The 18,467-nt window shown below is 63.2% G+C and carries 16 protein-coding genes; 11 read left to right on the top strand and 5 right to left on the bottom strand.

All coding sequences use genetic code 11. The annotated features are described in order from the left end of the window. The first annotated feature begins 3 nt into the window (after positions 1 to 3). The gene (locus tag AB8841_RS16560; protein WP_370436927.1) at positions 4 to 1,014 is read left to right on the top strand and encodes an HlyD family secretion protein; all 1,011 of its coding nucleotides are present in this window, start codon (positions 4 to 6) and stop codon (positions 1,012 to 1,014) included. 264 nt (positions 1,015 to 1,278) lie between these two features. On the opposite strand, the gene AB8841_RS16555 is transcribed toward AB8841_RS16560, so the two are convergent. Next, positions 1,279 to 1,539, bottom strand: coding sequence for a hypothetical protein (locus AB8841_RS16555; protein WP_370436926.1), 261 nt, complete (start codon positions 1,537 to 1,539; stop codon positions 1,279 to 1,281). Positions 1,540 to 2,432: 893 nt separating this feature from the next. Here AB8841_RS16555 and AB8841_RS16550 point away from each other — a divergent pair. The 10 genes from AB8841_RS16550 (at position 2,433) to AB8841_RS16505 (ending at position 13,701) form a co-directional block, all read left to right on the top strand. Then, positions 2,433 to 2,714 (top strand): hypothetical protein, encoded by a 282-nt coding sequence (locus tag AB8841_RS16550; RefSeq protein ID WP_370436925.1) that lies wholly within the window; start codon positions 2,433 to 2,435, stop codon positions 2,712 to 2,714. Positions 2,715 to 3,857: 1,143 nt separating this feature from the next. Next, the gene (locus AB8841_RS16545) at positions 3,858 to 4,061 is read left to right on the top strand and encodes a hypothetical protein (protein ID WP_370436924.1); all 204 of its coding nucleotides are present in this window, start codon (positions 3,858 to 3,860) and stop codon (positions 4,059 to 4,061) included. 238 nt (positions 4,062 to 4,299) lie between these two features. Beyond that, a complete protein-coding gene (locus tag AB8841_RS16540; RefSeq protein WP_370436923.1) occupies positions 4,300 to 6,282 on the top strand; it encodes a long-chain fatty acid--CoA ligase in 1,983 nt (660 codons plus the stop codon). Continuing rightward, the gene (locus tag AB8841_RS16535) at positions 6,279 to 7,079 is read left to right on the top strand and encodes an ABC transporter ATP-binding protein (protein WP_370436922.1); all 801 of its coding nucleotides are present in this window, start codon (positions 6,279 to 6,281) and stop codon (positions 7,077 to 7,079) included. The genes AB8841_RS16540 and AB8841_RS16535 overlap by 4 nt, the downstream gene beginning before the upstream one ends. A 10-nt stretch (positions 7,080 to 7,089) precedes the next feature. Further along, positions 7,090 to 8,046, top strand: a complete 957-nt coding sequence (locus AB8841_RS16530) for a branched-chain amino acid ABC transporter permease (RefSeq protein ID WP_370436921.1) — start codon at positions 7,090 to 7,092, stop codon at positions 8,044 to 8,046. A gap of 12 nt (positions 8,047 to 8,058) precedes the next feature. Next, positions 8,059 to 9,144 carry a branched-chain amino acid ABC transporter permease gene (locus AB8841_RS16525; protein WP_370436920.1) on the top strand — a complete coding sequence of 362 codons (1,086 nt, stop codon included), beginning with the start codon at positions 8,059 to 8,061 and terminating at the stop codon, positions 9,142 to 9,144. Positions 9,145 to 9,213: 69 nt separating this feature from the next. Further along, positions 9,214 to 10,536, top strand: coding sequence for an ABC transporter substrate-binding protein (locus AB8841_RS16520; RefSeq protein WP_370436919.1), 1,323 nt, complete (start codon positions 9,214 to 9,216; stop codon positions 10,534 to 10,536). A 181-nt stretch (positions 10,537 to 10,717) separates the two neighbouring features. Then, the gene (locus AB8841_RS16515; protein WP_370436918.1) at positions 10,718 to 11,566 is read left to right on the top strand and encodes an ABC transporter ATP-binding protein; all 849 of its coding nucleotides are present in this window, start codon (positions 10,718 to 10,720) and stop codon (positions 11,564 to 11,566) included. Between the two features lie 270 nt (positions 11,567 to 11,836). Continuing rightward, positions 11,837 to 12,241 carry a DUF805 domain-containing protein gene (locus AB8841_RS16510; RefSeq protein ID WP_370436917.1) on the top strand — a complete coding sequence of 135 codons (405 nt, stop codon included), beginning with the start codon at positions 11,837 to 11,839 and terminating at the stop codon, positions 12,239 to 12,241. Between the two features lie 233 nt (positions 12,242 to 12,474). Beyond that, the gene (locus AB8841_RS16505) at positions 12,475 to 13,701 is read left to right on the top strand and encodes a phenylacetate--CoA ligase family protein (protein WP_370436916.1); all 1,227 of its coding nucleotides are present in this window, start codon (positions 12,475 to 12,477) and stop codon (positions 13,699 to 13,701) included. Between the two features lie 1,002 nt (positions 13,702 to 14,703). On the opposite strand, the gene rpsD is transcribed toward AB8841_RS16505, so the two are convergent. The 4 genes from rpsD to AB8841_RS16485 all read right to left on the bottom strand — a co-directional run bounded on the left by rpsD (position 14,704) and on the right by AB8841_RS16485 (position 18,391). After that, complete coding sequence (gene rpsD, locus AB8841_RS16500; protein ID WP_134499065.1) at positions 14,704 to 15,321, bottom strand: 30S ribosomal protein S4; 618 nt, start codon at positions 15,319 to 15,321, stop codon at positions 14,704 to 14,706. Between the two features lie 183 nt (positions 15,322 to 15,504). Next, positions 15,505 to 16,377, bottom strand: a complete 873-nt coding sequence (murI, locus tag AB8841_RS16495; protein WP_370436915.1) for a glutamate racemase — start codon at positions 16,375 to 16,377, stop codon at positions 15,505 to 15,507. Between the two features lie 11 nt (positions 16,378 to 16,388). Next, positions 16,389 to 17,594: an alpha/beta hydrolase gene (locus AB8841_RS16490; protein ID WP_370436914.1), complete on the bottom strand. Its 1,206-nt coding sequence runs from the start codon at positions 17,592 to 17,594 to the stop codon at positions 16,389 to 16,391. Between the two features lie 62 nt (positions 17,595 to 17,656). Beyond that, entirely contained in the window at positions 17,657 to 18,391 is a 735-nt protein-coding gene (locus AB8841_RS16485; RefSeq protein ID WP_370436913.1) for an RNA methyltransferase, read from the bottom strand. Between the last annotated feature and the right edge of the window lie 76 nt (positions 18,392 to 18,467).

The raw sequence follows: 18,467 nt of genomic DNA, 5'->3' as shown, positions 1-18,467 counted from the left end.
CAAGTGAAACGCCTACGCAAACCACCTCGCATCGACGTGCTCGATGCCCAGAAGCGCTCATCCTCCGGCAGGCTCGGTCGAATGACTTATCTTGCGCTTGTGGTTCTCTTCCTAGGTTCGGTCGCATACTACCTGATCGGCGGCATGTTCGTGCTGTCGATCGACGGCACGGTGCTGAAGGACCGCTACTCGGTTGGGGCTAGCTACGCCGGCAAGGTGGTGGACGTCTATGTCAAGGAAGGTGAGCAAGTCGAGGCTGGAACCCAGCTTCTGCGCCTGGAGTCCTTTGAGATAGTCCAGGAGCTTGCCAACTTCGCGTTGCGAAACAGCGATCTTTCCATCCGTGAGGGGCAGCTGCGTGGGAAACTTGCTGCCTTTGAAGCCGTGTCACCCTTGGCGGAGCGCACCGCATCCGAAACGAGGATGACCGCAAGTCAGTTCGACAGCGTTTCGGGCAGGGGCATCATATCATCCCTCTCGAAAGACGACGCGTTGCGTAACAGCCTGCAGGCAGCGGAACGGGTCGCTCAGTTGCAAAGCGAGAAGTCGGCGACCGAATACGAGCTCAACCTTCTCCAGCAATCGCGCACGATATTTCGAGAGGCGATCGATAAGCTCAATGGCATCTACGATAACGGCTATCTGCGGGCAAGCATGCCGGGCATCGTCGGCACCAAAGTGCCGATCCCGGGCCAGATCGTGAAATTCGGAGACGAGCTGATGCAGATCAACGGAGGCAGATCGTATGTCCTGGCCTATCTGCCTGACGACTATTTGTTCAACATTTCAGAAGGCATGGCGGTGAACGTGAAAGGTGGAGCACACTCGGCGAAAGGACGCATCGATGCCATCCTCACGGTTGCCGATGCGCTTCCTGCGGAGTTCCAGAACATGTTCCGCCCGCGTGATCGCTCCCGCCTGGCGCGTATTGCGCTCGATGAGAACAATCCTTTTGCAGTTTCGCAGAAAGTGACGATCTCCGGCTGTGCCTTCGGTTATTGTTGGGTGCGCTAGCGCATTGTGCGAAAAAGTGGACCCGGTTTTTCGCACAAACGATGCGCTCATCTAAGGAGTGGAGCATCGGATCGATCCCAAAAGTGGATTCCACTTTTCACGTCCGATGCTCTAGCTGGCGTTTCCAAGCAGGTGTGCCCGCGTCCTTCTTCAGGGCCTGCCTTCATTGTCTTTGGCGCTCGTCACTACGTGGAAGAGAGCATGGCCAAGAGGCTCGGTCTTCCAAGATCACCAAAGAAAAAGGGCTCCGAAGAGCCCTTTGAATTAGCGGCGGACGATCCTGCAGCGCTCAACGCGCTCGCGGACGATCCTTCCCCGGACGCGCTTGGTCACCGTCTCCCACTTGCAGATGCGGCGCGGCGGACCGAAGCGACGATCGCCGTGACGATACTGGACCTGAACGACGCCGGTGCCTGTCGTCAGAGCGGGGTTGGGCGAGAACGGAGCAGCCTGCAAGGCGGTCCCGCTCAGGCCGATAAACGCAGCCGCCACAACGGCAGCAAAGCCAACTTTACCGAAGGTCATAAGCAATCCTAGTTCTTTGTTTTAGCCCCCGGCCGGCAAAGACACCGCGACGAACTAACAAAGGGTTAATGAAACGGTGCCCCGGCCAGCCTGTGACATGCGGAGATGAGGCGAGCCGTCACCCCTCCAGCGTCATGCCCGGCCTTGAGCCGGGCATCCACGTCTTCGTGGCACACGGGGTTCCCATGACGTGGATGGCTGCAACAGGTGCGGCCATGACGGGAGAGCCAGGACAACGGGAGCGGGATCGATCCCAGACGTGCCAAGACCCCAGGCGTGCCAGGCCGCCTGTCTGTCCGATGCTTCCTTCTTAAATGGGCGCATCGTCGCGCGCGGACCCGAAGAGCCACATTCGTGAACACCGATCCACTTTTCGCTCGCGCGGCCCGCGGGGTCGTGTCACGGAAAATAAACTACCTTAGACTTTAGTCTATGCCCTCCAGACATAGGTCACCTGTCCTTACCTATCTACCGCACCGCAACAAATTTCCTATCATGCGATCATAGTTGGAGGGCATCCCCATGATCATCATCAATTTCCTTCGTCTGATGCGCGCGAGCTGGTTCGAAGCTCTCAGGCAGCGCAAGATCGCCCAGCGCCGCTATCCCTACCTGTCCTGGGAGGACTAGGGCGGCGAGCCGGCGAGTACGACGGCCCGAAGCGCTCCCGAAGGGGCGCTTTTTCTTTAAGATTGTCTATCTGTTGCGCTGCACAAGAGCCCCTCTTCCAGGGCTGCCTCTCCCTTGCCGAACCGCCTGGCTGAAACTGCCGGGTCGGGGCCCCACATGACGCAAGGTAATTTCAATGCTAGAAGGCGTCCGGAACGGCCAAGCTCTCCATGACGGTGTGGCGGCGGTCTCCCAGACATCTTTCGCATCCGCACGGGTTCGACATGCTGAAACTCGCAGCTTTCTCGTTTCTGATCCTCGCCACCGCCGGCACGGCTCTCGCCGATGCCCAGCGGTGCTATCCCCGGCTCGGCAACATCTCGTTCCAATATGAGGGGCAGTGCCCGAACTCACAGCTCAAATGGGTCATTTTCGAAAACGACCTCGGGGCTTTCGGCCGCAACTGCAACGATGAGCCCTGGAGCTACAGCCGGGCGGAGCAGGCCTATTACAACCATCGGAGCCAGACGACGGTCCCGATGACCGACTGCAGGTGGCGCCGGTAGGTCATTCCTGGATGCAGAATTCTCCGCCGAAGCTCATCTTGAACCCCGCCGGGCAGTCTGCCTTGACCCTCACCCAGTCCCGCCGCGAGGCCGGGACGCAGTAGGCTCCGTCCGCCGTACTGGCGTAGCCCGCCGGGCAGACACCCCTGTTACGAAGCGAATCCGGTATATTCTTCACGCACAAGGCTCCGCTCGCATGCGTGGAAGGCGGGCAGTCGCCGCGGACCCCCCAGGATTGCGCCACCGCCGGCCCGAGTGAGCAGCCGATCACTCCTGCAAGAATCAAGAAAAAGCGCATCTGTCGCCCCGACGCCGTGTCCCGATGGGAAAGGTCTGCTTAACACAGCTTGGCCGTATGCACATTCCTCAACGTAATATCAAGAAGGCGAAAGCCTCTCTCAGCCGAAGACCAGCATCACGGTAATTAAGGCCCCCAGCGCCAGAACGCCGACCGCGAAGCCTGCGACCGTCAGGACATTGGCGCGTTGTTCCCGGTCCATGGACGCTCCTCGCATTCATCCGCCTGCCATCACAATGCGCTCAATTCCGGAAAATGTCCCGATCCGAGACGATAGAGCGAAACGACAAGAATAAAGCCAAGCTTCCAGCGCTGATCTTATTGAACTTAATCCTGACAAAGCTGTTTCCATCCAGAATCAAGGATGCTATAAGTATATTTCCCTAGTTCAGTCGCGTCCTTTGCCGAGTTACAGACATCCGCGCTGACCGAGGCGGTTCTCACGCCAGCAAGCCAGTGACATCATCATAAGAATACTGCCGTGCATGGGGGGCTTGCACGGCAGAGGCCGCGTTCCTGGATCCGCGATCCGGACGCGGCCTTTCCTTTGGTGCCGGAGGCCGCCTTTCCGCCGCCGCAGCACAGGGCTCAGCGTCCCATCGGCCTCCCTGCCGCCCGACCGTTCACTTTCACTCGGGCCAACCGGCCCTTGGGCCACCCGAAAAATTCCTGTGCCATGCGAAAATCGCCATGGGACAAGGGATCGTCATCGTTTTGCCGTAGGCCTCATCCTTCATCCAGGATCGCACGCATGTCGATCGGGCCGCCGAACGGCCTCGTCTCTCGCAACCGTGCAATTCGCGTCTTGAAGGCAGTTCGCGTCTTGAAGGATGGTGAAGGCGCTGATGACGAATGCATTTCATGTCGGCCAGCTTGTCCGGGTCACCCGCCCCTCGTCGGGCTACGCGGACCGTCGGATCTACTGTATCCTCTGTATGGTCGCCGAAGAGCGAGGCATTCCTCTCTACCGGATCAAGAATACGGTCGGGGCGGAACGGCTGGTCTCGGCGGAAGAGATCGAGCCCGCAGCTCTTACGGCCTTGCCGTAGTGCCGAGGCGACCTCGCGCCTGCCTCGAAAGCGCGCGCAGGCATATTAGCCCATGGTATGGGTGGGTCTCCCTTGCCGATACCGAAGCGTGGCGACACAATGCCTCTCATAGCGCTCGTCAAGAGCAACCGGCGACAGACCGGACAATAAAAGCGCGGCGCTCGACAAGCCGCGCGACAGAGGAAACGAGGCCAACCCGCACACCGCTCGGTGTGCGGCGTCCAGGGAGGAGACGTCGGTGACGGCGGCTGCGGACTCGCGCGAAGATACTTTCCCCAAGCTGCTGGCGCGGAATGCGCGCATCCGTCCTCAACGGACCGCGTTCCGTCACAAGGATCTCGGCATCTGGCAATCCTGGACCTGGGCCGAAGTTCACGGCATCGTGCGCGCCTACGCTTCCGGCCTTCAGGCGCTCGGCCTCCGGCGGGGCGGCAAGATCGCCGTCATCGGCTATAACCGCCCTCACCTCTACTGGACCATCGCGGCCGCCCAGTGGCTCGGCGCGATTCCGATCCCGGTCTACGCGGATTCCGTCGCCGACGAGATGGCCTATGTGCTCGCTCATGCGGAGGTGACCCACGCGGCGGTCCAGGACCAGGAGCAGGTCGACAAGCTTCTCGCGGTCTCGGACCAGCTGCCGTGCCTGGAGCGTGTGCTCTACGACGAGGAAAAAGGCCTTCGCGACTACGATCACGGCCGCCTGCATTCGATCGCATCCGTGATCGAGGAAGGCCGGACGCGGCTCAACGATGCGGGTGAAGCGGCGAAGCTCGAGCACGCGCTGCAGGAGGGCAAGGGCTCGGACCTCGCCATCATTCTCTACACCTCCGGCACCACCGGCCGTCCGAAGGGCGTGATGCTCACCTCCGACGCGGTGATCGCGGCGGCCCGGATCGGCTGCGAGTTCGACCATCTCGACGAGACCGACGAGATCCTGGCCTATCTGCCGATCGCATGGGTGGGCGACCACATCTTCTCCTATGCGCAGGCTTTCCTGGCGGGACTGTGCGTGAATTGTCCCGAAAGCCCCGAGACGGTGGCCGAGGACCGGCGCGAGGTCGGCGCCACTTACGTCTTCGCGCCGCCGCGCGTGTTCGAGAGCATCCTCACGCTCACCATGGTGCGCATCGAGGATGCAAGCGCGCTCAAGCGGCGCATGTTCCACTTCTTCATAAGGCACGCCAACAAGGTAGGCGAGCGCATTCTCAACAAGGAACCGGGCGTGAGCGCGTGGGACCGCCTGCTCTGGCGGATCGGGGACGCGCTCGTCTATGCCCCCCTGCGCAACCGCTTCGGCATGACGCGCGTGAAGGTGGGCTACACGGCGGGCGAGGCCATCGGCCCGGAAATCTTCCGCTTCTACCGCTCCATCGGCGTGAACCTGAAGCAGCTTTACGGACAGACGGAAGCGTCCGTCTATATTACCATGCAGCCTGACGGCGAGATCCGCGCCGACACGGTCGGCCGCCCGGCCCCGCAGGTAGAAATCCGCATCGCCGACAGCGGCGAGGTGCTCTACCGCTCTCCCGGCGTGTTCCTGGGCTATTACAAGGACGACGAGAAGACCGCCGAGACCAAGACGCCGGACGGCTTCGTTCATTCGGGCGATGCCGGCTTCTTCGACGCCAGCGGACATCTCAAGATCATCGACCGCGCCAAGGACGTCGGAAAGATGCGCGACGGCTCGCTCTTTCCGCCGAAATACGTCGAGAACAAGCTCAAATTCTATCCCAACATCAAGGAAGCGGTCTGCTTCGGCGACGGCAGGGACTATGTATCCGCCTTCGTCAACATCGACCTCGTGGCGGTGAGCAACTGGGCCGAGCGCAACGGCGTCACCTACGCATCCTACCAGGAACTGGCGGGCCACCCCCGGATCTACGAGATGATCGAGAAGCACGTGGACGAGGTGAACCGCTCGCTGGCGTCGGAGCCGCACATGGGCGGCGCGCAGATCCAGCGCTTCCTCATCCTGCACAAGGAGCTCGATGCCGACGACGGTGAGCTGACCCGCACGCAGAAAGTGCGCCGCGGCTTCATCGCCGAGCGCTATGCGCCGCTGATCCAGGCGCTCTACGACGGCTCCCCCGAGGCCGACATCTCCACAGAGGTCACGTTCGAGGACGGGCGCAAGGGTGCGATCTCCGCCCGCGTGAAGATCAGGGACATGGAGCGATATCCCGTGCGGCAGACAGCGACAATGCCGGAGGCCGCGGAATGAGGGCGCCACACCATCCGGTCTTGAGCGAAGGGGATGTGCTCCTCGCCGTCGAGAACGTGTCACTCGGCTTCGGCGGCGTGAAGGCCCTGACGGACGTCTCCTTCGATATCCGCAAGAGCGAGATCCGCGCGATCATCGGCCCGAACGGGGCCGGCAAGACATCGATGCTCAACTGCATCAACGGTTTCTATTATCCCACGCAAGGCCGCATCACCTTCAAGGGCGTGAAACGTCCGAAGATGCGCCCACACGAGGCCGCGCGCGGCGGCATCGCCCGCACCTTCCAGAACGTCGCGCTCTTCAAGAGCATGTCGACCCTCGACAACATCATGGCGGGACGCTCCATCAAGATGCGGTCGAGTTTCTTCTGGCAGCTCTTCCGTCACGGCCCGGCCATGACCGAGGAGATCGAGCACCGCCGCTTCGTGGAGGAGATCATCGATTTCCTCGAAATCCAGCACATCCGCCGAACGCCCGTGGGCCGCCTTCCGTACGGCCTGCAGAAGCGCGTGGAGCTCGGCCGCGCGCTCGCGATGGAGCCGGACCTTTTGCTGCTCGACGAGCCCATGGCCGGCATGAACCTCGAGGAGAAGGAGGACATGTCGCGTTTCATCCTGGAGGTGAACCAGCAATACGGCACGACCATCGCCCTGATCGAGCACGACATGGGAGTGGTGATGGACCTGTCCGACCGCGTCGTGGTGCTGGAATACGGCCGCAAGATCGCGGACGGAACGCCCGGCGAGGTGAAGCGCGACCAGCGCGTGATCGACGCCTATCTCGGCGTGGCGCATTGAGGGGAAGCGGATGGACATCCTCTACAAGGTTTTCGTCGAGCCCTTCGTCTTCATGGGAGAAGCGCCGGACCTCCTGCTTCAGACCCTCTGGGAAGGCCTCGTCTCGGGCGTGCTCTACGCCCTCATCGCGCTCGGCTTCGTGCTGATCTTCAAGGCCTCGGGCGTGTTCAACTTCGCGCAGGGAATCATGGTGGTGTTCGCCGCCCTGATCCTCGTGGGCCTTTACGAGAAGGGCATCCCGGCCCTCCTGGCGCTGGTCCTCGCGGCCTTGGCGATGCTCGTCCTCGCCATGGCGGTCGAGCGCGTGGTGCTGCGCCCCCTCGTAAACCAGCCCGACATCATCCTCTTCATGGCGACTTTCGGCCTCACCTATTTTCTCATCGGCTTCGGCGAGCTCATCTTCGGCGGCAATCCGCGGGAGATGATCACCGACGCACTCTTCCTGCCGCAGGGCACGACGGAAATCGGGATGCTGGGCGGCTCCATCCGGCTTCAGCATCTCGACATCGCCGCCGCCGTAATCGCCTCGCTCATGATCGGCCTGCTCGCGGTGTTCTTCTCCAAGACCCGCATCGGCCGGGCGCTGCGCGCGGTGGCGGACAGCCACAAGGCCGCGCTGTCCGTCGGCATCTCGCTCAATCAGATCTGGGTGATCGTGTGGTTCGCGGCCGGGCTCGTCGCCCTCGTGGCCGGCATCATGTGGGGCGCGCGCTCGGGCGTGTCCTTTTCGCTGCAGATCATCGCCCTGAAGGCCCTGCCGGTGCTCATCCTGGGCGGCTTCACGTCCATTCCGGGAGCGATCATCGGCGGCCTCATCATCGGCGTCGGCGAGAAGCTCGGCGAGTTCTACTGGGGGCCGCTGGTCGGCGGCGGCATCGAGACCTGGCTCGCCTATGTCATCGCCCTCCTCTTCCTGCTCTATAGGCCGCAAGGGCTGTTCGGCGAGAAGATCATCGAACGCATTTAGGGAGACGCCGACGTGTTCTACCGCGAGGCAGGCCAGTTCAAGACGACCTATGTCAGCGATTCCGCGATCTTCCCCCTGCGCCAGGACAGGATCGGCCTCGGCTTCATCATCGCGGCGGCCTATGCCCTCGCCTTCCTGGGGAGCGACTTCCTGCTCCAGGCGGTGATGATCCCGTTCCTGGTGTTTTCGCTCGCCGCCATCGGCCTCAACATCCTCACGGGCTATACGGGCCTGCTCTCGCTGGGAACCGGCGCCTTCATGGGCGTGGGGGCCTATGCCTGCTACAAGCTGATGACGGCGTTTCCTGGCGTGAACGTGATCGTCTGGATCTTCGTTTCGGGCTTCTTCTCCGCCGCCGTCGGCGCGCTCTTCGGCCTGCCTTCCTTGCGCATCAAGGGCTTTTACCTCGCGGTCGCGACCCTTGCGGCGCAGTTCTTCCTGCAATGGTGCTTCATCCGCATCCCGTGGCTGGTGAACTACAACGTCTCGGGCGCGCTCGACGCGCCCCTGCGCACCCTCTTCGGCACTCCCATCATGGGGCCGAACGCCACGTCGCAGACGCGCTACCTCCTGGTCCTGACCATCGTGATCCTGCTCACCTGGATCGCCTCAAACCTGGTCCATGGCCGCATCGGGCGCATGTGGATCGCAATCCGCGACATGGACCTAGCGGCGGAACTCATGGGCATCCGGCCGCTCCAGACCAAGCTCCTCGCCTTCGCGGTCTCGTCCTATTACTGCGGCGTCGCGGGCGCGCTCCTCGTCTTCCTCTGGTATGGCGGCGCGGAATACGACGTCTTCAACATCAATCAGTCCTTCTTCATCCTGTTCATGGTGATCATCGGGGGGCTGGGCAGCCTCATCGGCTCGTTCTTCGGCGCCGCGCTCATCTTCATCATGCCGATCGTGCTCGGCATGGCGCTACCAGCCCTCATGTCGCCCTTCGGCCTCTCGGTGGGTTCCGACACCATCGAGCACCTGCGCTTCATGATCACGGGCGCGCTCATCATCTTTTTCCTGATCGTCGAACCGCACGGCCTCGCGCGGCTCTGGCAGATCGGCAAGCAGAAGCTCCTCGTCTGGCCGTTCCCCTACTGACGGCCCGCTCGAAAAGGAGACGGGATCATCAATCCGGCTCAGCCGGAGCAACAACGGGAGGAAACGAGAATGTCGTTTCGCACATTGAGCCTGGGACTCGCCGCCGCGACGGTGCTCGCCGGTACGGCACTGCCTGCCTTCGCGCAGGATTCGATCTACGTCCCCCTCTTCACCTACCGCACGGGCGCGTTCGCGGGCTCCGGCACCTTCATCGCGGACGGCATGCACGATTACCTCGAGATGCTGAACCAGCGCGACGGCGGCATCGGCGGCGTGAAGCTCGTCCTGGAGGAATGCGAGACCGGCTACGACACCAAGAAGGGTGTCGAGTGCTACGAGGCGGTGAAGGGCAAGAACCCGGTCATCGTCAACCCCTGGTCCACGGGCATCACCCTGCCGCTGATCCCGCGCGCCTCCGTCGACAAGATCCCGATCCTGTCCATGGCCTATGGCCTCTCGGCCTCGGCGCGCGGCGACATCTTCCCCTGGGTCTTCAACCCGCCGAGCACCTATTGGGACGGTCTCTCGATAATCATCAAGTACATCGGCGAGAAGGAAGGCGGGCTCGAGAAGCTGAAGGGCAAGAAGATCGGCTTCATTCATCTCGACGCCGCCTTCGGCAAGGAGCCGATCCCGCTCCTGCAGGAACTCGCCAAGGATATCGGCTTCGAGGTCGCCCTCTATCCGGTGGCCGCGCAGGACATGCAGAACCAATCCTCGCAATGGCTCAGCGCCCGCCGCGACCGTCCCGACTATGTGATCATGTGGGGTTGGGGCTCGATGAACGGCGCGGCCGTGAAGGAAGCGGTCCGGTCGGGCTATCCGATGGACAAGTTCTACTCGGTCTGGTGGCCGAGCGAGGACGACGCGAAGAGCGGCGGCGCCGGCGCGAAAGGCTTCAAGGAGCTGAACTGGCATGCGGTAGGAGCGAATTTCCCCGCCCTGCAGGACATCCAGAAGCACGTGATCGACAAGGGTCTGTCCAAGGCTTCGAAGGACAAGGTCGGCGAAGTTCTCTACAACCGCGGCGTCTACAATTCCCTGCTGATCGCCGAAGGCATCGCCATGGCCCAGAAGCTCACGGGCAAGAAGGCCGTGACCGGCGAGGACGTGCGCCGCGGCATGGAGAACATCAAGCTCGATCCCGCCCGGCTGAAGGAACTCGGCCTCGAAGGATTCACCGAGCCGCTCGCTCTGTCCTGCACGGATCACAACGGCCATCGCCCCGCCTTCATGCAGGAATGGGACGGCGCGAAATGGGTGAAAATCTCCGATCCCATCGAGCCGATGACCGATCGCGTGAAGGCCCAGCTCGATGGCGCCGCGAAGGACTATGCCGAGAAGAACGCCGGCTGGCCCAAGCGCACCGAAGCCTGCGACAAGGCGAGCTAGAGCATCGGCCCCAAAAGTGGATTTGCACTTTTGGGATTGAAACTGATGCTCCCTCTATGGAGCAGCGCATCGTTTGAGCGGCCCCGAAGGGCCGCGTCCGCACGAGGCGCGAGTTCAAGCTCCTCATCTCTTCCCTCCCCGCAACGGGGAGGGAATATCCCGAGGATCGCACGAGGCCAGCATGACCAACGCCGCTCGCGACCAAGTCGACCGGATTCCCAGTCTCCCAGAGACCGTTCTGGTGGTGAACAATATCGAGGTCGTCTACGACCACGTGATCCTGGTGCTCAAAGGCGTGTCCCTCACCGTGCCAAAGGGCGGCATCGTCGCCCTCCTGGGAGCGAACGGCGCGGGAAAGACGACGACCCTGAAGGCGATCTCCAACCTGCTTCACGCGGAGCGCGGCGAGGTCACGAAGGGCAGCATCGAATTCAAGGGCGAGCGTGTCGACCGGCTCTCGCCCAACGAGCTGGTGCGGCGCGGCTGCATCCAGGTCCTCGAAGGCCGCCACTGCTTCGGCCATCTCACCATCGAGGAAAATCTCCTGACCGGGGCTTTCACGCGCAAGGACGGCAACGCCGCCATCCGGCGCGACCTGGAGGCCATCTACGAGTACTTCCCGCGCCTGAAGCAGAGGCGTAGCTCCATGGCGGGCTACACGTCCGGCGGTGAACAGCAGATGTGCGCCATCGGCCGGGCGATGATGTCGAAACCCTCCATGATCCTGCTCGACGAGCCCTCCATGGGGCTCGCGCCGCAGATCGTGGAGGAGATCTTCGAGATCGTGCGAATCCTGAACACGTCGGAGGGCGTATCCTTCCTGCTCGCGGAGCAGAACACCAACATGGCGCTGAAATACGCGACCTACGGCTACATCCTGGAAACGGGCCGCGTGGTCATGGACGGCCCCGCGCGGGTCCTGCGCGAGAACGAGGACGTGAAGGAGTTCTATCTGGGCGTCGCCGAGGGAGATCGAAAATCTTTCCGCAACGTCAAAAGCTACAAGCGCCGCAAGCGGTGGCTCACCTAGAGCATCGGACGCAAAAGTGGGAACCGGTTTTGCGTGAAAAGATGCTCAAGCAAGGAGAGCATCGGACGCGGGAAGTGGGAAACGGTTTTGCGTGAAAAGATGCTCAAGACCATGGACTGACAGCGTCGGACGTGAGTTCGATTTCACACCCGATGCTGTAGCCGGGAGGCGCGACAGGCAAGAGCTTGACGTAACTTCATAACATTCTTAGCACAGAGATGACGGAGTCGGAGGCGACTCGCGTGAAACCTGGAAAACGAGGGGGCAACAGTGAATTTCGAAGTCCTGAAGAAGAATGTAGAGCAGGCCGTCAGAACCGGCCTCGGCAAGTTCGCGGATTTTTCCGGCCGCTCGTCCCGCCCGGAATACTGGTATTTCATGCTGCCGGTCATCGTGCTCATGATCCTGGCGAGTATGCTGGACTCCCTCCTGCTCGACGGCATGTCCGTCCTCGGCCTGATCGTGGCCCTGGCGGCCCTCGTCCCCACCCTGTCGGCGGGGGCGCGGCGCCTTCACGATACGGACCGCTCGGGCTGGTGGCTTCTCATCGGGCTCGTTCCCTTCATCGGCGCTCTCGGCCTCATCTATCTCTGCTGCCAGCCGGGAAGCCCTGGGTCGAACCGGTTCGGCCCCGCGCCCTCGTCCGCGACCTTCGGAGCCCTGGCGCAAGCCTGACCTGCTCCTAGAGCATCGGACGCGGAAGTGGATCTGCACTTTTGGGATTGAATCCGATGCTCCCTTCTTAGACGAGCGCATCGTTTGAGCGGACCCGGCGGGCCGCGCTCATACGGCTTATCCACCCTTGCCTGCGTGCCGCCGGTCAAGCATCCTGCGACCGGCGGCATCGAGTGAATCATCCACTTTTCCATCGGATGTTCCGGGCAGTCGCGGCGAAGCGGAGGAAAGCCTTGGCAGATCATTACGACGATCTTGAAACCCGCGATCCGGTCTTACGCGAAGCCGCTCTCTTCGACCACCTTCCCGATATCCTGAAAAGCGCCCTCAAAGCCCCAGCCTATGCAGAACGGCTCAAGGGCATCGATGTCGAGAGCATCAGAGACCGCAAGGCTCTGGCCGGAATCCCGGTCCTGCGGAAAGCCGAACTCGCGGCGCTGCAGAATGCGTCCCTCCCCTTTGGCGGCTTCGTTGCACAGGCGCCGGGCTCTTTCAGCCGCCTCTTCACGTCGCCCGGCCCCATTTTCGAGCCTGAGGCCGCCCTGTCCGATCCTTGGCGCGCGGCGCGGGGCCTCTTCGCGGCGGGCTTCCGCGCGGGCGACATCGTTCTCAACACCTTCAGCTATCACCTGACGCCTGGCGGCTTCATCATGGATTCCGGCGCGCGGGCGCTAGGCTGCGCGGTCATCCCCGCAGGGCCCGGCAACACCGAGCAGCAACTGGACCTGATCGAAGCCTACCGTCCGGGCGCCTATTGCGGCACTCCGGATTTCCTGAAGATCCTGCTCGATGCGGCGGCCGAATCCGGCCGGGACACTTCGTCCATCAAGCGCGCCCTCATGTCCGGCGCGGCCTTTCCGAAGTCGCTGCAGGAGGCGTTCTTCGAGAAGGGCATCGATGCCTACCAGGCCTATGCCACGGCCGATCTCGGCTTCATCGCCTATGAAACCTCCGCGCGCGAAGGGCTCGTGGTCAACGAGGATCTCATCGTGGAGATCGTGCGCCCCGGCACCGGCGATCCGGTCCCGGAGGGTGAAGTCGGCGAGATCGTCGTCACCAGTCTCGACCCGCGCCGTCCCTTCATCCGCCTGGCGCTCGGCGATCTGACCGCCGTGCTGCCGGGACGCAGCCCGTGCGGGCGGACCAACGCACGCATCAAAGGGTGGATGGGGCGGGCCGATCAGGCCGCCAAGGTCAAGGGCATGTTCGTACGCCCGGAGCAGGTGGCCGAGATCGGACGACGGCACCCCGAACTCGGACGCCTTCGCCTTTTGATCGAGCGGCAACGTGAGACCGACGTGATGACCCTGGCGGCCGAATGCGAAGCGGCTTCGCGCACCCTGGCGGAGGCCGTGGAGAGCACGCTGCGATCCGTTACGAAGCTCAAGGGCATCGTCACGCTGGTCGCGCCGGGGACCCTCCCGGCTGACGGCAAGGTTATCGCGGACGAGCGCGGTTAGAGCATCGGACCCGAAGGCGGGAACCAGCTTTGGGTGGAAAGATGCTCGGAACCAAAGTGTTAGAGCATCGGACGCAAAAGTGGGCACCGATTTTGCGTGAAAAGATGCTCAAGAACATAGGCTTAGAGCATCGGACGTGAATGTGGCGGCCCGCCCGGCGTTGCGGCGTTGTATTGAGTGTGAGCCAGTCCTGGCGAAAAAGAAAAAGCACCCGAGGGTGCTCTAAGGTGTCCGGCCGTAGGGGCAAAAAGGACCGGAGGATCCATCAACGCGCGGCCCGAGGGTTTGTTCCAAATTTTTCTCAAAATTTTTATTCCCAGGCCTGCGCCTCATTCAGGTCACGTTTTCGGGGTCTAGGGCTTAGCTTCCCGTGGGGGCAAACACGGGCCTAGGCCGCGGCCAGGATCCGAAAACCGGACCGGTCGCGGCCGATCTCCCCGTTGTCCGAATGGACAATGGGGATAGGCGGAACCTGGGGGGCCGCCCCTCCACACCACCGTAACGACCTACGACGCCGTCCGCTGACGTCTCCGCCACGATCACAGGTCCTCCAACCCGCTCGATCCGGAAAACCGGACAGGGCGGGGATCTGCCGAGATAAGTTCGAGCGCCTTCCCCGCGCACCGGCCGGATTGACTGTCTCGGTCCTTGATGACCATGGACTTCGCCGTCACAAGCGCATCGTGCGAAAAAGTGGGCCCGGTTTTTCGCCAGAACGATGCGCTCTTTCCAAGAAGGGAGCATCGGATCGATCCCAAAAGTGGATTCCACTTTTGGGTCCGATGCTCCGGCGCATCGTGCGAAAAAGTGGGCCCAGTTTTTCGCCAGAACAATGCGCTCTTTCCAAGAACGGAGCATCGGACGTTAAAAATGGGTCCGTTTTTCACGTCCGATGCTCTGGAGAGAGCACTGACACCTCCGAGCCGTCGAGCGGGCTCGGCACACAAACGAAAAGGCCGCCCATCGGGCGGCCTTTCCAGTTTGAGATCGGCTTCGCAGAAATTACCGCGAATAGAACTCGATCACGAGGTTCGGTTCCATCTGCACCGGGTACGGCACCTCGGAAAGAGTCGGGATGCGGGTGAAACGGGCCGTCATCTTGGAGTGATCGACCTCGATGTAGTCCGGCACGTCGCGCTCGGCGAGCTGGCTCGCCACGACCACGACTTCGAGCTGCTTGGACTTGTCCTTCACCTCGATCACGTCGCCAGCCTTCACGAGATAGCTCGGAATGTTCACGCGGCGGCCGTTGACCTTCACGTGACCGTGGTTGACGAACTGACGAGCCGCGAAGGGGGTCGCGACGAACTTCGCGCGGTACACGATCGCGTCGAGACGGCGCTCGAGCAGACCGACCAGGTTCTCACCGGAGTCGCCCTTCTGACGAATGGCTTCCGCGTAGTAGCGGCGGAACTGCTTCTCGGTGATGTTGGCGTAGTAGCCCTTCAGCTTCTGCTTGGCGCGGAGCTGAGTGCCGAAGTCGGACATCTTGCCTTTGCGGCGCTGGCCGTGCTGGCCGGGGCCGTATTCGCGGCGATTCACGGGGCTCTTCGGGCGGCCCCAGATGTTCTGACCCATGCGGCGGTCAAGCTTGTGCTTGGCCTGAATGCGCTTCGACATCGCTGTTCCTCTTGTTGTCGAATTTGCGAGGAACGCGCCCTCCTCTTCCCTTTCGGGACGACAGGCCGGCCGGAACCGGGCCACGGGAGCGTAAAAAGTTACGCGGCCCCGTTAAGGACCGCGTGAACGGGAGGGATGTACGAGAAAACAGGCAGGAAGTCAATCAAGGGTTCCCGGGCCGCCCTATCCCTGCAGGAGCGGCATATCCTCGATGGTCACGAGAGGCAAACCCTTGTCCCGCAAGGCTTCCCGGAACGCCGGGGTGATGCCGGCCCCGCTGGTGAAGACCGCCAGGGCCTCGTCCTCGTCGGCCTCGTGCCCGGGAACGGGCGGGCCGATGAGCTGGGTGACGCGGCGCGCGATGGCCGGCGCGGGGTCGATCCATGTCACCGGCCATGGCGCGAGCGCCTGGAAGCGGCGCAACAGCAACGGGTAATGGGTGCAGCCCAGGGCCACCACGTCGGTCCGCCCGTCCTCTCCCTCCACGAAACAGGGCCGCAGTTCGGCCAACAGCTCTTCGTCGGGAACCGGGGCTCCGGAGAGCTCCGCCTCGGCGAAGGCGGCCAGACGACGCGAGCCGACGAGGTTGACCTTGCAGCAACCCGCATAAGTCTCGACCAGATCGCGGGTGTAGTCGCGCGCCACGGTGCCGGGCGTCGCGAGCACGGTCACATGGCCCGTCCGAGTCGCGAGAGCCGCAGGCTTGATGGCCGGCACGGTGCCCACGAAGGGAACGGAGAACCGCTCGCGCAGGGGCGGCAGCACGACCGTCGAGGCCGTGTTGCAGGCCACCACCACGAGCCGGGGATCGTAGAGGCCGATCAGCCGCTCCATGACCGAGAGCACCCGGGCGGTCAGCGCCGCCTCGCTCAGTCGCCCATAGGGAAAGCCCGCATCGTCGCCCGCATAGACGAAGCGGGCATCGGGGCGAACTTTCAGGACCTCGGAGAACACCGTCAGGCCGCCGAGGCCGGAATCGAAGACGAGGATCGTGGGAACGGGGGCAGGCATGACAGCCGGGTTATAGGACGCACCGGCCAGAAGATCGATACGCATCGGCCCAGCCCTTACGAGCGAAACTGCTTGACGAGATCATTCACCGCGCCCTGCTGACTTTCGGTCGGGCCGAGATTGAGCCGGCGCCGGGGTCCTCGTTCGGGCTTTTCCTCCTGCACCTCTCCCTTGGGCATCTGGGCCGACAGGCGGCGCACGGGCCAGCCGTCGCTCCAATTGCCCATGTCGACGAATTTCGGATCGCGCGCGAGGGCGGCGGCGTCCTTGCCGGCGAAGGCCGCATCGGCGGCGATCTCGAAGGTCTTCCAGAGGGCGAGATAATCCAGCGTATCGGTCGGGTTGTTGCCGAGCTGCTGGGTCAGGATGGTCTGGGGGCCCGAGAGCGCCATGTCGGCGCTCCACTTCCAGGTGTTCTTCTGCTTCGGGTCGCGCGGCAGATCGGGCTGAAGCTTGATGGCGGCGGCGTCGTATGCGGCCTTCGGAGAGCCCGGAAAGGCCAGCGTCGCCGTCAGGGCCGGATAGCCGTGATCGTCCGAGCTTGCCCGCATGAACAGCTTGCGCGCCGTCGGCACGGCACTCGCCGCCTCGAAGATGCGGCGGGAGGCGCGGTCGCTCGGCAGGTGCTCCCGGTCGCCGCTCATGGTGATGAGAAGGGTCGAAGGGTCGATCGCGGACAGATCACGGAGCATGATGCCACGCTCCTTCTCGTTCGACGCGATGCCGCCGGGCACGAGGCCGAAGACGAGCTTGGGAGCCGGTACATCCGATTGCGAGACTCCTGTGGCCACGTTGAGCGCGATGGGCACCCCGGCGGAATGGCCGATGAAGGCCACCCGGGCGGAATCGGGCCGCGCCTGCGGATTGTCCGTCAATGACGCCAAGGCCTCGGCGATCAGTTCCTCTGCCCGCACGGACGCATCGGCAGGACGGGAGCGGTTCACCTCCTGGAAGCGCGGAAAGATGACCAGATAGCCCTTGCGCGCCAGATGATCGATGAAGCCGCCGTAGAGGGCCGGGTTCACAGCGCCCCAGGAATGAAAGAAGACGACCACCGGACGAGGCGCCGACGGCGTGTCGTTGCCGTAGAAGACGTAACTGCCCGACGCGACGGTGCCGGTTCCGGTCTTGACGACGTCGGCGATCGCGTAATCCGACCCGCCCGGCCCCTGCTCCGGCTGTTTCGGAGGCGTGGCCGCGGAAGCGGTCGCAGCGGAAAGGCACGACGCGAGAAGGACGAAAGTGGTCAGCGAGCGGCGCATGGCGGTCCCGGATCGGAATAAGCGGTGCGGATGGCACCAGGCAACACTAGAGCATAAGTTCTTTAAGGCTTCCTCAACCGGCGGCCTTCCGCAAGAGCCCGAACCGCGCCCCGCAGGGTGCGCACATCCTGCTCGGTCATCGCCAGACGATGAAAGATGTCCCGCATGTTGCGGGTCATCGTCGGCCGCTTGTCCTCGGGGTAGAAATTGACCTCGGCGAGCTCGGACTCGAGATAATCGAAGAACGAGGTCACCATCTCGCGGGGAGCCGGCGGCGAGAGGATTTCGCCGGAGAACGGCAGCGCGCCGCCGGTCGCCAGCTTGTACCATTCGTAGGAGACGAGCAGCACCGCCTGGGCCAGATTCAGGGACGAGAACCGCCGGTCGACAGGAAAGGTGATGATGGCATCCGCCAGCGACACCTCGTCGTTCTCGAGGCCTGTCCGCTCGCGCCCGAACAGGATGCCGATGCCCTGCCCCTCCGCGCCGCGCCGGTGCGTCTCGGCCATGGCCTCGTCGGGCCCGTAGACCCGTTTCATCTGGCCCCGCTCCCGGGCGGTCGTGGCGAAGACGAAGTTCAGGTCGGCGATGGCCTCGCGGACGGTGTCGTAGAGCTTCGCGCCGTCCAGCACATGCACCGCGCCCGACGCCGCGGAATGCGCGCCCTTTCGGGGCCAGCCGTCCCGGGGCGCCACGATGCGCAGCTCCGAGAGGCTGAAATTGGCCATGGCGCGCGCCACCATGCCGATATTCTCGGCAAGCTGCGGCTCCACGAGGATGACGGTAGGGCGGATCATGGTGCGCCTTCGAGGAAAAATGGGCCCTAGAGACTGGGGCGACTTCCCTCCATAACGCCAAACGCGGCCGCGCGAC

The organism is Microvirga sp. TS319, assembly GCF_041276405.1.
Lineage (GTDB): Bacteria > Pseudomonadota > Alphaproteobacteria > Rhizobiales > Beijerinckiaceae > Microvirga.
The sequence above is the reverse complement of the archived record's forward strand: the minus strand, read 5'-3'. Positions and strand labels throughout refer to the sequence as shown.